The following is a 14,296-nucleotide window of genomic DNA, read 5'->3' as shown; positions in this document are numbered from 1 at the left end:
CGATACCGCCGCTGCCCGCCTGGGCCGACGAGGACACCCCGGTGTTCGTGATCTCGGTGGCCGCCCAGATCGCCGGGATGCACGCCCAGACGCTGCGCTCGTACGACCGTATCGGGCTCGTGACGCCGGGCCGCGCCAGCGGCGGTGGCCGGCGCTACTCGGTGCGCGACATCGCCGTGCTCCGCGAGGTCCAGCGGCTCTCGCAGGAGGACGGCGTCAACCTCGCCGGGATCAAGCGCATCATCGAGCTCGAGCGCGAGGTCGGGGCGCTGACCGACCGCCTCGCGGAGGTCACCGAGGAGCTCGCCGGCTGGCGCGCCGCCGCCGAGCACGCCGCCCGCAACGCGGCCGACGGCGGCGCGAACGACCGCCTGCCCGCCCGTCGGACCCAGTCGGTCGTCGTGTGGCAGCCCGGCCCGCGGCGTCGGGAGTGACCTACTCCGTAAAGGGGTCGTACGTGATGCGGTCCAGCCCGACGCCGTCGACGAGGAGCGCCGAGGCGGTCGCGCGGATCATGCTCGGCGACCCCGAGAGCAGCACGTCGTGCTGCGACCAGTCCCCGCCGCGCACCACGGCGTCCGGCAGCGTCCCGGGCTGGGTCTGCTCGTCGAGCGGGTCGTCCTCGCACACCGCGGCGACCTGGAGCCAGGGGTGGCGGTCGGCGAGCGCGTCCAGCCGGTCGAGCACCGTGAGGTCGTCGGGCACGCGCCCGCCGAGGAACACCGTGCACGGCCGCGGCTGCGCCCAGCGAGCCATGTCCTCGCACAGCGCGAGCACGGGGGCGCCGCCGGTGCCGCCGGCGACCATCAGCACCTCGCGGGTGCTGCGCGGATCGAGTCCCAGGCGCCCGGTGGGCGGGCCGAGGCGCCACCGGTCACCCGGCGACCCGTGCGCCACCATCGCCCGGCTCACCCAGCCGCCCTCGACCGCGCGGACGTGGAACTCCAGCAGCCCGTCGGGGCGCGGCGCCGTCGCCGGGCTCAGCGGCCGCCACATCCGCGGCCGCTGCGGGATCTCGACGGTGAGGTACTGGCCCGGGCGGTGGGGCACCAGGGTGTCGGGCGCGACGTGCACCACCGCGAGGTCCCAGCTCAGGCGCCGGTGGCCCACCACGGTGCCCTCGGCGACCACCCGATCGGCCGCGGCGCGGACCGCCTGCTCCATCGGCCCCGCCGCCAGCGAGAACGCGCGCACCCAGGCGTGCTCGGTCGTCTCGTCCCAGGTCCGGCCGAACCGCCGCATCGCCCCGATCAGCGCCACCCCGAGCGCCTCGTACTGGTCGGCCCGCAGGCCCAGCGCGCGGTGCTCGCGCACGAGCGGCTCGAGCATCGGGCGCAGCTCGCCGGGGCGGTCCACGGTGCTCATCGGCAGCACGAGCGAGCGCAGCAGTCGTCGCGCCGGCTCGGTGACGCGCGCCGGGAACAGCGCGCGGGACTCCGGCGCCAGGCTGAACAGCAGGGCCGCGAACCAGTCGGCGAGCTCGTCGGCCTGCGGCTCGACCTCGGTCCACGTCTGGCGGACCCGGCGGGCGGCGTACTTCTCGGGGGTCTCGCGGGTCTCGGGCGCGCCGGGTGGAGCGAGGGCGTGCCTGACTGCGTGGGAGGCACTCAGGGCGTCCCTCGCGCCACCTGGCGCGGCGTCGCCGGGCGCGGTGCGTGGAGCGAGGGCGTCCCTGACTGCGTCGGAGGCACTCAGGGCGTCCCTCGCGCCACCTGGCGCGGCGCCACCTGGCGCGGCGCCACCTGGCGCGGCGTCGCCGGGCGCGGTGCCACCGGGCGCGGCGTCGTCGGGCGCTGCGTGGCGTCCGGGCCGCACGATCGGTGTCGTGGGCGGCGGCGGGACGGTGCGGACCGGGGTGAGGCGTCGGCCGCGGCGACCCGGCGACGGTGCGGGCGCCGTCGTGGAGGTCGGGTCCGGACCTCCGGACAGCGGCTCCGCGGACATGGACGACGTCCCTCCTCGACCCCCCGGCGCGGGAACCGCGTACCCGCGCGACCGCACCACTATGACAGCACGTCATGGATGGTCACGCAGGGTCCCCAACGAGGTCTCGACGTCCGGCCCGTCAGGTGCGCCGGACGGCGACCCTCGGCACGCTGAGCAGCGACGACGGTTCGATCTGGTGTGGTTCACGATCGTTGCAGTGGGTGACCGGTCACCGTGACGAGGTGAAGGGAAGAAACGGCGCTGCCGCAGAGTTGAGCTAGGTAGACTCAAGTTACGAAGGGCGGCTGGTGGGCCGCTCGCCCACCCCGACCAGGAGGAACCCCGATGGACTTCACCCCCACCACCCGCACCCAGCAGGCGGTGTCGGCCGCCGTCCGGGCGGCCACCGTCGACGGTCACCCGCAGGTCTCGCCGGCCCACCTGGCGGCGGCGCTGCTCGAACAGACCGACGGCCTCACCGAGCCGCTGCTGCGCGCGGTCGGGGCGGACCCGTCGGCCGTGGGCTCCGACGTCGGCAAGGTCCTCACGAGCCTGCCGAGCGCCAGCGGCTCCAGCGTCGCCGCGCCGCAGTTCGACCGCGAGATGGCCCGCGTGCTCCAGCACGCCCAGCAGCTCGCCGCCGACATGGGCGACGAGTACGTCTCCACCGAGCACCTGCTCGTCGGGCTGGCCGCGGCCGGTGGGCGCACCGCCGACGTGCTGACCCGCCACGGCGCGACGCCCGAGGCCCTCAAGGAGGCGTTCACCAAGGTGCGCGGCTCCGGGCGCGTCACGTCCGCCGACCCGGAGGGCACCTTCCAGGCCCTCGAGAAGTACGGCCAGGACCTCACCGAGCGCGCCCGCTCCGGCGACCTCGACCCGGTCGTCGGCCGCGACGCCGAGATCCGCCGCGTCGTGCAGGTCCTGTCGCGGCGCACCAAGAACAACCCCGTGCTCATCGGCGAGCCGGGCGTCGGCAAGACCGCGATCGTCGAGGGCCTCGCCCAGCGCATCGTGGCCGGCGACGTGCCCGAGTCGCTGCGCGGCAAGCGCGTCGTCGCCCTGGACCTCGGGTCCATGGTCGCGGGCGCCAAGTACCGCGGTGAGTTCGAGGAGCGGCTCAAGGCCGTCCTGCAGGAGATCACCGACTCTGCGGGCCAGGTCATCACGTTCATCGACGAGCTGCACACGATCGTCGGCGCCGGCGCGACCGGCGAGTCGGCGATGGACGCCGGAAACATGATCAAGCCGATGCTCGCCCGCGGCGAGCTGCGCATGGTCGGCGCCACGACGCTCGACGAGTACCGCCAGCACATCGAGTCCGACCCCGCCCTGGAGCGCCGCTTCCAGCAGGTGCTGGTCGGCGAGCCGACGGTCGACGACACCGTGGGCATCCTGCGCGGGCTCAAGGAGCGCTACGAGGTGCACCACGGCGTGCGGATCACCGACGCCGCGCTGGTCGCCGCCGCCACGCTCTCCGACCGCTACATCACCGCGCGCTTCCTGCCGGACAAGGCGATCGACCTCGTCGACGAGGCCAGCTCCCGGCTGCGCATGGAGATCGACTCGAGGCCCGTCGAGATCGACGAGGTGGAGCGTGCCGTGCGCCGGCTCGAGATCGAGGAGATGGCGCTCGGCAAGGAGTCCGACCCCGCGTCGCGCGAGCGGCTCACCGCCCTGCGCGCCGAGCTCGCCGAGCGCCGCGAGGAGCTCGACGCCCTGACCGCCCGCTGGCAGGCGGAGAAGGACGCGATCGACGGCTCCCGGGTGCTCAAGGAGCGCCTCGAGGGGCTGCGTGGCGAGTCCGAGCGCGCCGAGCGCGACGGCGACTACGAGCGTGTCGCGAAGCTGCGCTACGTCGAGATTCCGGCGCTGGAGAAGGAGCTGGAGGCCGCGGACGCCACGTCGGCGGCGCCGGTGATGCTCAAGGAGGAGGTCGGGCCCGACGACGTCGCCGACGTCGTGTCGGCCTGGACCGGCATCCCCGCCGGGCGCCTGCTCGAGGGCGAGACCGCGAAGCTCCTGCGCATGGAGGACGAGCTCGGCCGCCGCGTCGTCGGTCAGGCCGAGGCCGTCCGGGCGGTGTCCGACGCCGTCCGCCGCGCCCGCGCCGGGATCGCGGAGGAGGACCGGCCGACCGGGTCGTTCCTGTTCCTCGGCCCCACCGGGGTCGGCAAGACCGAGCTGGCCAAGGCGCTCGCCGCGTTCCTGTTCGACGACGAGCGAGCGATGATCCGCATCGACATGAGCGAGTACGGCGAGAAGCACTCCGTCGCCCGCCTCGTCGGCGCCCCGCCCGGGTACGTCGGCTACGACCAGGGCGGCCAGCTCACCGAGGCCGTCCGGCGCCGCCCGTACTCGGTGGTGCTGCTCGACGAGGTCGAGAAGGCGCACCCGGACGTCTTCGACGTGCTCCTACAGGTCCTCGACGACGGGCGCCTCACCGACGGTCACGGCCGCACGGTCGACTTCCGCAACACGATCCTCGTGCTGACCTCGAACCTCGGCTCGGCCGCGCTGGTCGACACGTCGCTCGACGACGAGGGGCGCCGGGAGAAGGTCATGGAGGTCGTGCGGCGCTCGTTCAAGCCGGAGTTCCTCAACCGGCTCGACGACGTCGTGGTCTTCCACGCCCTGTCGACCGAGGAGCTGACCTCGATCGTCGACATCCAGCTCGAGCGCCTCGGCGCCCGGCTGGCGGCACGCCGCCTCACGCTGGCGGTCAGCGACGCGGCGCGCGAGTGGCTGGCGCTGCAGGGCTTCGACCCGATCTTCGGCGCGCGGCCGCTGCGCCGGCTCGTGCAGTCGGCGATCGGCGACCAGCTCGCCAAGGCCCTGCTCGCCGGCGACGTCCGCGAGGGCGACACGGTGCAGGTCGACCTCGACGAGTCCGCCGACGGCGGCACGGGCGCGCTCGTGGTGTCGCGCGCGGCCTGACGCCGGAGCAGGTACTGAGCGAAGGGCCCCTTCGGTCGACGAGATCGACCGAAGGGGCCCTTCGCTCGTTCACAGCGCCTCAGGGGCGGGTGCTCGCCGCGGTCAGGACGCCGTCCGGGTCGTCGGTGCCGTGGCCGTGGGCGTTCGACCCGCCCATCTCCATCACGAGCCCGCCGGCGGTGAGGAACAGCGGCGTCCACCCGGGGGCCGAGCGCCTCGGGCTCGGTGCCGTCGGAGAACACGAGCCGGGGGACGTGGCGGCGGCGCAGCTCGCGGTCGTAGGCGGTCCGCCGACCGCGCACCAGGGCCCGGCGGTCGACGTCCTCGCGAGCCTCGGTGGGGCTGAGGAAGAAGACGTCGTCGGGGTGGTCGAGGTGGCCCGTCGAGGTCAACTCCCTACCCACCGCCGCGAGCTCCGCCCGGGCGGCCGCGAGCACCGTGACCAGCCAGTACTTCGGCAGCTCGCGCAGCCCGACGAGCTCGCGGGCCCGGCGGAGCGCGACCGCCACGACCCGCCCGCGCGGGCCACCGGCCCGGGTCGCCAGGGTGTCGATGGTCGCCTCGGCCTCGGCGGCGCTGCGGGCGAACACCGCGTCCGGGGCGCGCTCTGGGTCGTCGAGGCGCACGTAGGTGGGCGAGCACGCCGAGCAGGTGGGCCGGGTCGTCGGACCACCGGGGCAGGCCCAGGTCGATCTCGGCGACCGCGCGGCGTCCGTGGACGGCGAGGAAGGCGTCGAGACCTCTCGGTCGATCGCCCGCGGTCAGCGCCGCGCGGGACGCGGGGTCGTCGCGCACGCCGACCGCGAGGTCCCACAGCGCGAGGTCCATCTCCGTGGTGACGTTGTGCGGCAGCCCGCGCAGGACGGTGCCGAGCTCCCCCGGCCGCGCGCGGTCGCCCAGGAGCTTCGCGGCGAGCCCGAGCGCGAGGAGCCCCGCGATCGGGGCCGGCGCGATCCGCGGCGCCATCGGCGCGACGCCGTCGGTGAGCATCCAGCACGCCCGGTCGACCCGCTGCTCGCGGGTCGCGCCGGCCGGCGCCGGCAGCGTTCGCTCCGCCTCGCCGATCAGCGTGGACACCCGCTCGCGTCGAGCACGGCGGCGGCACCGACCACGTTGAGCTCGGTGTCCTGCTGGCCCGCGGAGCTGGCGTCGGGCAGGTCCTCGGCCGTCGCGGACGAGCGCACGGCCACCGGCCCGTCGGGGCACGCGGCGCGCACGGCGTCGGCGACGTCGTCGGGGACCGGGACGGCGAGGACGGCGGCGCGGGCCTTCTCGGCGAGCACGTCGGTGCCGTCGGCGAGCAGAGTGTCGAGCGCCGTGCCGACTGCGCTCTGGTCGGCGTCCGTCGTGACGCAGAGGCCGCCGGGGACGGGCAGGCCGGCGCGGACGAGCGCGGCGAGGGTGGACGCCTTGCCGCCGACCCGCCCGAGCGTCGCCGGGTCGTCCGGGTCGATCGCCTCCAGGGGCAGCACCAGATCGGTCATCACGGCCTCTTCTCCTGCTCGGCGGCTCGGCCGAGCAGGGCCATCGCGCGTCCCACCAGGGCCCGGTCCGCGGGGTCGAGGCGATTCATGATCTCGAGCTGGGCGTCGGCCCGGGTGCGTTCGAGGCGGCGGAGCAGGGCGTCGCCGTCCTTGCTGATCGCGATCCGGCGGACCCGCCGGTCGGTGGGGTGCTCCTGGCGCTCGACGAGCCCGCGCCGCACGAGGGCGTCGACGAGCCGGCTCGTGGCCGAGTGCGACCGCCCGATCCGTTCCGCGAGGGCACCGAGGGACACCGGCTCGCCCGCGTCGAGGACGTAGAGGGTCGCGAGCTGGGCGAGCGACAGCTCGTCACCGCCTTCGACGGCCCCGAGCAGGTCGAGCAGGAACGCGGGGAGCATCGCGCGCCGCATGTCGCCGAAGCTCGACGCCAGGTGCTCGCGTTCATCCATCGGTTGTTCCTTGCAGCTCTGCAATGGGTGCGTTGATGCAAACATCGGGGTCGGCGGCGTGTCAAGCAGGTCGACGCTCGCCGCCGCGGGTGGAGGGGCCGTGATGGGGCTGGCGCGGGAGGCCTTGCGGGCTGCATGAGAAGGCCCTCACGAGCGTCTCCCGGGGGCCTCACGGACGCCGCCGACTCTGGTTCGTGCCGGCGGGAGACGCCCGCACGAGACACCCGGAGGGCCCCATGACCCCGATCACCCGCACCCGTTCGCTGCTCGTCCTCGGCACGCTCGGCGGGGCGCTGGCCCTGACCGGCTGCGGCGCGACCGAGAGCGCGCCGGTGCCCGTCGCCGTGTCGGTGCCGTCCGTGCCCGCCTCGAGCTCGGAGCCCGACCTGCCGATCCCCGCCGCCCCGGCCGGGTTCGTGGGCGACCGCGACGACCGCGACGACCGCGACGACCGCGACGACCGCGACGACCGCGACGACCTCGACGACCTCGACGACCTCGACGACGATGACGACGGCTGGGACGACTGACCCGGTGGGCCCCAGCCAGTAATCGTTCCGACCCGTCCGGCCGCGCCGCTGCCCCGGGCCATGAGGTGCTCCTGACCGTCAGGAGCACCCCGCCCGGCGCCTCAGCTCAGCCGGTAGCCCATGCCCCGCACCGTCGTGATCCGTTCCGCCCCGAGCTTGCGGCGCAGGTAGCGCACGTAGACGTCGACGACGTTGGAGCCGGGGTCGAAGTCGTAGCCCCAGACCCGCGAGAGCAGCTGCTCGCGGGAGAGGACCTGGCCCGGGTGGCGCAGGAACGTCTCGGCGAGGACGAACTCGCGCGCCGAGAGGTCGACCGTCGCCCCGTCGACCGTGGCCTGCCGGGTGCGCAGGTCCAGCGACAGCGACCCGTGGCGCAGCACGGTCACCTCGCCCGGCCCCGCGTCCGCCAGCCGGCGGCGCACCCGGGCGAGCAGCTCCTCGAACCGGAAGGGCTTGGCCATGTAGTCGTCGGCGCCGCCCTCGAGACCGGCGACGGTGTCGGCGACGCTGTCGCGGGCGGTCAGCACGACCACCGGCATCCGCGAGCCCGAGGCGCGCAGCTCGGCGAGGACCGCGAAGCCGTCGAGCCCGGGCAGCCCGATGTCGAGCACGAGCAGGTCGTGGTGGCCGCCGAGGGCCTGGTCGCGGGCGGCGACGCCGTCGTCGACCACGGTCGTCGCGAACCCGGCCGACCGCAGGCCCTTCTCCACGAACGCGGCGATCCGCGGTTCGTCCTCGGCGATGAGGATGCTGCTCACCGGACCTCCGACTCGGCACGCAGGGGCAGGACCACGGTGAACGTGGCGCCGGGCCCGCTCTGGCCGGGCAGCCCGGTGCCGACGCCGTCGGAGACCTCGACGTGCCCGCCGTGCGCTCCCGCGATCGCGCTGGCGATGGCGAGCCCCAGGCCGGCGCCGTCGGAGCGCCGGACCGGGCCGCTGCCGCGGGCGAAGCGGGCGAAGATGCGCTCGCGGTCGGCGACGGCGACGCCGGTCCCGGTGTCGGCGACCCGCAGGCGCAGGGTCGTCGCGTCCGCCGTCGCGTGGACAGCGGCGCCGAGCACGATGCGGTCGCCCGGCACGGTGTGGTGGGCGGCGTTGTCGGCGAGGACGAGCAGGGCCTGTGTCACGCGCTGCGCGTCGAGATCGGCGACCAACGGATCCGCGCCGATGAGCGCCCACTCCCGGTCCGCCAGCCCCGAGGCCTTGCGCAGCGTCTCCTCGAGCAGCGCGGGCACGTCGGTCGGCGCCGGGCGGACGAACGCGGGCTGCTCGGCCTTGGCGAGCACGAGCAGGTCGGACACGATGCGGTTCATCCGCTCGAGCTCGTCGTCGACCAGCCCGATCGTCGTGCGCACGTCGGCGGGGTCGTCGACGTCGACCACCTCGAGGTGGCCGCGCACGATCGTGATCGGGGTCCGCAGCTCGTGGCCGGCGTCGTCGACGAAACGGCGCTGGGCCTGCGCGCCGTCCTCGACGCGGTCGAGCATGGCGTTGACCGCCCGGACCAGCGAACCGAGCTCGTCTCGGGTGTCCGCCGTGGCGTCGATGCGGGCGGAGAGGTCGGTCTCGGTGATGGCGCGCGCGGTGTCGGCGACGTCGCGCACCGGGCGCAGGATGCGACCCGCGATCAGCCAGGCGGCGAGGGCCGCGAGCACCGCGGTCACCGCCCCGGCCGCGACCATGAGCAGCGCGGCGTCGTTGGCCGCCGAGCGTTCCTGGTCGGCGAAGTACGCGACGACGATGACCCCGCGCGCCGGGTCGCCGGCCAGCGTCACCGGCACCGCGATGTAGCGCACCTCGCCGGCCGCGCTCTCGTAGCGCGCCTCGACCGGCTCCGGCACCGACCCGGCGAGCCGGGCGAACCCCGGGTCGCCGGCCAGCAGCACCGGGCTCTGCTGGCGGCTCTGGTAGCGGAACACGCCGTCGAGGTAGCCGAGGAACTTCTCGTTGGGCCGCGCCAGGTTGTAGGTGATCGCGGTCTCGAGCACCTGGTCGACCGAGGCGAACGGCGCTCCGTCGGTGGGGTTGCGGCCGGAGGCGGTGAGCGCGGCGAACTCCTCGATCTCGGTGCGCAGGGCGGTGTCCATGCGGGCGTCGGTGGCGCCGATCAGGAGCTGCCAGGTGACGACGGTGACCACGGCGAGGCTACCGAGCACCAACAGCAGGACCCACGCGACGATCCGGACACGCGCGCCACGGGCGCGCAGGAAGCGGACGAGCCGCGAGGTGGGGGCGGGCTGATCAGCCGTCGTCACCGTCGTCGTCGTCGCCGGCGGGCCCGTCGTCGACTCCGTCGGGTCCGTCGTCCGGGCCGTCATCCCCGTCCTCCTGGTTCCCGGCGGGCGGCGGCGCCACGGTCCCGTCGTCGTCCTGCTCGGGCGCCGGGGCGGGAGCCCCGCCCGGGACGGAGGGCACCGACACGGGCGCCGGCAGCGGCACCTCGGAGGACGTGTCGCACGCGGTCGCGCCGACCGCGAGCGCCGCGATCAGCAGGGCAGCCGCGAGCGTCGGTCGAGCCATGCGGCTCACCCTCTCCGGTGCGGGTGAGCCGTTCGTGACGCCGGGATGAGAACGTTCTCATCAGCGGGTGCGGTTCCCGCGTGCGAGCAGAAATTCTGCTCACATGCGCTCGCGCACCTGCCCCGCGTCGACATGCCACCGCCGGGTGATCGAGACGCCCGCGAGCAGACGCCGGTCGTGGGAGACCAGCAGCAGCGTGCCCTCGAACGAGGCGAGCGCGGACTCCAGCTGCTCGATCGCGGTGAGGTCGAGGTGGTTGGTGGGCTCGTCGAGCACGAGCAGGTTGACCCCGCGCGCCTGGAGCAGCGCCAGGGCGGCGCGGGTGCGCTCGCCGGGCGAGAGGGTGTCGGCGCCGCGGTGCACGTGCTCGGCGCCGAGGCCGACCTTCGCCAGCAGCGTGCGGATCTCCGCGGTCGGCCAGCGGTCCAGCTCCGGCTCGCGGGAGAACACGTCGAGCAGCGCGGCCCGGCCGGTCAGCAGCCCCCGGGCCTGGTCGACCTCCCCGACGACGACGCCCGACCCCAGGCAGGCGCGGCCCTCGTCGGGGGCGAGGCGGCCGAGCAGCAGCGCGAGCAGCGTCGACTTGCCGGCGCCGTTGGCCCCGGTGATCGCGACGCGGTCGGCCCAGTCGAGCTGGAGCGTGACCGGCCCGAGGGTGAAGTCAGCCCCACCCACGGAGCCCTCAGGGGAGCACGCCGATAGGGGAGCTGGGCTCTTCGGTCGGTGCACGACGGCCCTGTCGAGCGTCGCCACGACGGTGCCCGAGCGCGGCGCCGCGGCGATCGACATCCGCAGCTCCCACTCCTTGCGGGGCTCCTCGACGACTTCCATCCGCTCGAGCCGCCGCTCGGTCTGCGCGATCTTCGCGGCCTGCTTCTCCGCGGTCGCCGCGTGGTGGTGCTTGATGAACTTGTCGTTGTCTCCTGCCTTCGTGCGGGCGTTGCGCACGCCCTTGTCCACCCACTGCTTCTGCGTCTGCATCCGCGCGGTCAGCTCGGAGCGCTTGTCGGCGTACTCCTCGTAGGCCTCGCGGGCGTGGCGGCGGGCGGTCTCGCGCTCGACGAGGTACGCCTCGTACCCGCCGCCGTACTGCGTGACCTGCTGCTGGGCGAGGTCGAGCTCGAGCACCGAGGTGACGGTGCGGGCGAGGAACTCGCGGTCGTGGCTGACGAGCACGGTGCCCGCCTGCCGGCTCGTGCGATGGGGCGAGCTCCGCTCCCCTGTCGGCGTGCTCCGTTGGATGTCTCCCGCGACCCAGCGCTCCAGCCGCTCGAGGCCCGCGAGGTCGAGGTCGTTGGTCGGCTCGTCGAGCAGGAAGACGTCGAAGCGGGCCAGGAGCAGCGACGCGAGGTTCGCCCGAGCGGCCTGCCCGCCCGAGAGCGAGGTCATCGGGGCGTCGAGCAGGTCCGCGGCGAGCCCGAGGTCGGCGCCGACCTCGGCGGTGCGCTCCTCGAGGTCGGCGCCGCCGAGGTCGAGCCAGTGCTCCAGCGCCGCGGCGTAGGCGTCGTCGGCCCCGGGCACGCCGTCCGACAGCGCCGTCGTCGCCGTCTCCAACGTCGCGGCGGCGGCCGTGACGCCGGTGCGCCGGCCGAGGAAGCCGTGGACCGTCTCGCCGGGGACCCGCGCGGTCTCCTGCGGCAGGTGGCCGATGGTGGCGGACGCGGGGGAGAGGGCGATCGAGCCCTGGTCGGGCGCGGTGAGCCCGGCGAGCAGACGCAACAGGGTGGACTTCCCGGCGCCGTTCGCCCCGACGAGCCCGATGACGTCGCCGGGAGCGACGACGAGGTCGAGTCCGGAGAACAGCACCCGGGCGCCGTGCGCGGCGGCGAGGTCCCGCGCGACCAGCGTGGCGCTCACGGTCGACCAGCGTAATCGCGCGCCACCACCGGATTCCGGGCTCCCGTGTGGGCGGGGGTTCACGGGTACAGCCGGGGATTTCGCTCACATGGGACGGCGCGCCGGTGACGGCCTGCACGATGGGGGGACGTGGTCGTCGTACCCTTCGTGCGTGCCTGCCTGGGTCTGGTTCGTCATCGCGGTGCTCGCCGCGGGCGGCGGGGCGCTGCTGCTGCTCTCCGACCGTGCGCGTACCAGCGGGCACCGTCGCGACCGGCGCCGGTGGGCCGAGCAGAAGAGCTGGGAGTTCGTCGACGTCGACCCCGTCCTGCCGAGCCGCTGGCGCTACGGCGCCGTGCACCAGGGCGGCCACGGCCGTGCGCTGGACCTCGCGACCGGCGCGGTCCCCGGCCCCGGCGGCCGTCGCCTCGCCCACGTCTTCGACCACGAGCAGGCCGGGCAGATCACCGGGATCGTCGCCGCGGTCCGCGGGGTCGCCACGCTGCCGGTGGCGATCGAGCTGCGGCTGCCGTCGGCCCCGCTGCCCGACGACGCCGGGCTCGACTCGCTCGGTCAGGTCGGCGAGCGCTACGCCTTCGTCACCTCGGTGGCCCAGGCCCGCCCGCTGATCACCTCCGACGTCGCCCGCGCCGCCGACCTCGTCGGCGACGACGTGCCGCTGGTGTGGGCCGAGGACACCTGGGTGCTCGCCACCATCGACCCGGGCGCCGACCCGGACCGCGTCCAGGGCCTGCTGCAGGCGCTGGTCGAGGTGTCCGTGGCGCTCGAGGACGCCGCGGGTGGCGGTGACGACGGGTACGGGCCCGAGCCCACGCCGGACGCCGGTGAGCCGGACGACGACGCGGACACCGACCCGCCGGCGTCGTCCGAGCCCCGCCAGACCCACCGCGACCGCCCCGCGGACATCCCCTACGACGTCGAGGACGACGAGTTCGGGCCGGGCGCCCGCAGCAGCTCGTCCTCCGGGCGGTGAGCGGACCCGTACCGCGCCGGACCCTGGTCACGTCGCCGGACACCGACCTCGGCCGTGCGTTCGTCCGGCGCCTGCACGCCGCGGGCGACGAGCTCGTCCTCGCCGGTGGTGAGCGCGGCGCCCTCGAGGCGCTGGCCGACGAGCTGGGCGAGCCGAGGGCCGAGGTCCTGCCCGGCGATCTCGCCGACACCGACGACGTCGATCTCGTCGCCCGCCGCCTCGAGGCCCCGACCCGCCCGATCGACCTGCTCGTCGTCGGCCCCGCGCCCGGGAGCACCGAGGGCCTGCCCGACGCCGACCCCGCCGTGGTCCGCGCGGCGCTCGACCGCACCGCTGCGACCGCGCTGGTGCTGATCCGGGCCGCGCTGCCCGGGATGATCGCCCGCGGGCACCCCGGTCCGAGCGGCGTGATCACGACCGCCGGCCCCGGCGCCTACCTGCCGCTGGCCGGGGCGGGCGGGCTCGACGGGGCCGCGCAGGCCTACGTCGCCACGCTCACCGAGTCGCTCGCGCAGAAGCACAGTCGCGAGGGGCTCGCCCTCACCGTCGTGTGCCCGACTTCCCCCGGCATCGGCCGGCGCACGAGACACGCCGTCCCGCTGCGCGTCCCCCCGCCCGACGCGGACACCGTGGCGGGCGCCGCCCTCGCCGACCACGCCGCCGGGCGCGCCGTCTCGATCCCCGGCGTGGGCATGAAGGCGCTGGTCGGCACCTCGCGCCTCGTCCCCTTCACGGCGCTGCGCGTGTCCTCCGGGATGCGCCGGACGACGTTCGCCGGGGCCGTCGCCGGGCGGCGCGGAGCCCGCGGCGCGCGCGAGGGCACCGCCCTGGTCACCGGCGCGAGCTCCGGGATCGGGGCGGCGTTCGCCGAGCACCTCGCCGTCGCCGGCCACGACCTGGTGCTCGTGGCCCGCGACGCCGGCCGCCTGGAGAGCCTCGCCGAGCGCCTGCGCGCCCGCCACGGCGTCGGCGTCGAGGTGCTGGTGGCCGACCTCGCCGTCGCCTCCGGGCGCCGTCGGGTGATCGAGCGCCTGACCCTCGGGCAGACGCCCGTCGCGCTGCTGGTCAACAACGCGGGCTATGCCACGGGGTCCGAGTTCGTCGACACCGACCCCGGCGCGCTGCGCGCGAACTACGAGGTCAACATGGCCGCTGTGCTCGAGCTGACCGCGGCCGTCCTGCCCGGGATGGTGGCGCGCGGGCGCGGCGACGTCGTCAACGTGTCGAGCGTGGCGGGGTTCCTGCCCGGACGCGGGTCGGTGTACACCGCGGGCAAGACCTACGTCACGGCGCTCTCGCAGAACCTCGCGCTGTCGCTGGGCGACACCGGCGTGCGGGTCATGGCACTCTGCCCGGGGTTCACACGCACCGAGTTCCACGCCCGGGCCGGCCAGGAGCGCCAGGGACCCGACTGGCTCTGGCTCGACGCGGACACGGTCGTCGCGGGGGGCCTGGACGACCTCGAAGCGGGGAAGGCGCTCTCCGTGCCGGGGGCGGTGTACAAGGCGATCGTCGGCGTCACACGCGTGGTGCCGCGCGGCATCCTGCGGGCCCTCGCGGCGCGCACGGCGTCGGGTCGGGGATGAACAGCGCCGGAGACGAAGCATCCAGGTGAGCA

General features: G+C 75.2%; 13 protein-coding genes. 5 read left to right on the top strand and 8 right to left on the bottom strand.

The window, feature by feature from the left end:
* Positions 1 to 2: 2 nt before the first annotated feature.
* A complete protein-coding gene (locus tag AC2A1K_RS19170) occupies positions 3 to 434 on the top strand; it encodes a heat shock protein transcriptional repressor HspR (RefSeq protein ID WP_483897922.1) in 432 nt (143 codons plus the stop codon).
* 1 nt (position 435) lies between these two features.
* Here AC2A1K_RS19170 and AC2A1K_RS19165 read toward each other — a convergent pair whose 3' ends face one another.
* A complete protein-coding gene (locus AC2A1K_RS19165; protein ID WP_483897902.1) occupies positions 436 to 1,944 on the bottom strand; it encodes an FAD-binding oxidoreductase in 1,509 nt (502 codons plus the stop codon).
* 327 nt (positions 1,945 to 2,271) lie between these two features.
* On the opposite strand from AC2A1K_RS19165, the gene clpB reads away from it, so the two are divergent.
* On the top strand, positions 2,272 to 4,863 hold the full coding sequence (gene clpB / locus AC2A1K_RS19160) for an ATP-dependent chaperone ClpB (protein WP_483897901.1): 2,592 nt from the start codon (positions 2,272 to 2,274) through the stop codon (positions 4,861 to 4,863).
* Positions 4,864 to 5,259: 396 nt separating this feature from the next.
* On the opposite strand, the gene AC2A1K_RS19155 is transcribed toward clpB, so the two are convergent.
* The 3 genes from AC2A1K_RS19155 to AC2A1K_RS19145 are packed head-to-tail and all read right to left on the bottom strand — an operon-like array spanning position 5,260 to position 6,796.
* Entirely contained in the window at positions 5,260 to 5,940 is a 681-nt protein-coding gene (locus tag AC2A1K_RS19155) for a hypothetical protein (protein WP_483897900.1), read from the bottom strand.
* Positions 5,928 to 6,347 carry a PEP/pyruvate-binding domain-containing protein gene (locus tag AC2A1K_RS19150; RefSeq protein WP_483897899.1) on the bottom strand — a complete coding sequence of 140 codons (420 nt, stop codon included), beginning with the start codon at positions 6,345 to 6,347 and terminating at the stop codon, positions 5,928 to 5,930. The genes AC2A1K_RS19155 and AC2A1K_RS19150 overlap by 13 nt, the downstream gene beginning before the upstream one ends.
* The gene (locus tag AC2A1K_RS19145) at positions 6,347 to 6,796 is read right to left on the bottom strand and encodes a MarR family winged helix-turn-helix transcriptional regulator (protein ID WP_483897898.1); all 450 of its coding nucleotides are present in this window, start codon (positions 6,794 to 6,796) and stop codon (positions 6,347 to 6,349) included. Before AC2A1K_RS19145 ends, AC2A1K_RS19150 begins: the two co-directional genes overlap by 1 nt.
* A gap of 236 nt (positions 6,797 to 7,032) precedes the next feature.
* Between AC2A1K_RS19145 and AC2A1K_RS19140 the strand changes: the two genes are divergently transcribed.
* Entirely contained in the window at positions 7,033 to 7,326 is a 294-nt protein-coding gene (locus AC2A1K_RS19140; protein ID WP_483897897.1) for a hypothetical protein, read from the top strand.
* Between the two features lie 101 nt (positions 7,327 to 7,427).
* Here the strand turns inward: AC2A1K_RS19140 and AC2A1K_RS19135 are convergent, their stop codons facing one another.
* From AC2A1K_RS19135 to AC2A1K_RS19120, 4 genes are all read right to left on the bottom strand, one after another.
* Positions 7,428 to 8,084 (bottom strand): response regulator transcription factor, encoded by a 657-nt coding sequence (locus AC2A1K_RS19135; RefSeq protein ID WP_483897896.1) that lies wholly within the window; start codon positions 8,082 to 8,084, stop codon positions 7,428 to 7,430.
* The gene (locus tag AC2A1K_RS19130) at positions 8,081 to 9,583 is read right to left on the bottom strand and encodes a sensor histidine kinase (protein ID WP_483897895.1); all 1,503 of its coding nucleotides are present in this window, start codon (positions 9,581 to 9,583) and stop codon (positions 8,081 to 8,083) included. The genes AC2A1K_RS19135 and AC2A1K_RS19130 overlap by 4 nt, the downstream gene beginning before the upstream one ends.
* Complete coding sequence (locus AC2A1K_RS19125; protein WP_483897894.1) at positions 9,570 to 9,848, bottom strand: hypothetical protein; 279 nt, start codon at positions 9,846 to 9,848, stop codon at positions 9,570 to 9,572. Before AC2A1K_RS19125 ends, AC2A1K_RS19130 begins: the two co-directional genes overlap by 14 nt.
* Before the next feature lie 99 nt (positions 9,849 to 9,947).
* A complete protein-coding gene (locus AC2A1K_RS19120; protein ID WP_483897893.1) occupies positions 9,948 to 11,705 on the bottom strand; it encodes an ABC-F family ATP-binding cassette domain-containing protein in 1,758 nt (585 codons plus the stop codon).
* Between the two features lie 151 nt (positions 11,706 to 11,856).
* On the opposite strand from AC2A1K_RS19120, the gene AC2A1K_RS19115 reads away from it, so the two are divergent.
* Both AC2A1K_RS19115 and AC2A1K_RS19110 read left to right on the top strand, forming a co-directional pair.
* Positions 11,857 to 12,678, top strand: coding sequence for a type III secretion system chaperone family protein (locus AC2A1K_RS19115; RefSeq protein ID WP_483897892.1), 822 nt, complete (start codon positions 11,857 to 11,859; stop codon positions 12,676 to 12,678).
* A complete protein-coding gene (locus AC2A1K_RS19110) occupies positions 12,675 to 14,264 on the top strand; it encodes an SDR family NAD(P)-dependent oxidoreductase (protein WP_483897891.1) in 1,590 nt (529 codons plus the stop codon). Before AC2A1K_RS19115 ends, AC2A1K_RS19110 begins: the two co-directional genes overlap by 4 nt.
* Positions 14,265 to 14,296: the final 32 nt, after the last annotated feature.

It is taken from the genome of Actinomycetospora sp. 2LY8.5, assembly GCF_057180585.1.
The sequence above is the reverse complement of the archived record's forward strand: the minus strand, read 5'-3'. Positions and strand labels throughout refer to the sequence as shown.

Coding starts and splice junctions, on each gene's coding strand:
- AC2A1K_RS19165 (WP_483897902.1), bottom strand. CDS start 1,944: ATGTCCGCGGAGCCGCTGTCCGGAGGTCCGGACCCGACCTCCACGACG.
- clpB (WP_483897901.1), top strand. CDS start 2,272: ATGGACTTCACCCCCACCACCCGCACCCAGCAGGCGGTGTCGGCCGCC.
- AC2A1K_RS19150 (WP_483897899.1), bottom strand. CDS start 6,347: ATGACCGATCTGGTGCTGCCCCTGGAGGCGATCGACCCGGACGACCCG.
- AC2A1K_RS19145 (WP_483897898.1), bottom strand. CDS start 6,796: ATGGATGAACGCGAGCACCTGGCGTCGAGCTTCGGCGACATGCGGCGC.
- AC2A1K_RS19140 (WP_483897897.1), top strand. CDS start 7,033: ATGACCCCGATCACCCGCACCCGTTCGCTGCTCGTCCTCGGCACGCTC.
- AC2A1K_RS19125 (WP_483897894.1), bottom strand. CDS start 9,848: ATGGCTCGACCGACGCTCGCGGCTGCCCTGCTGATCGCGGCGCTCGCG.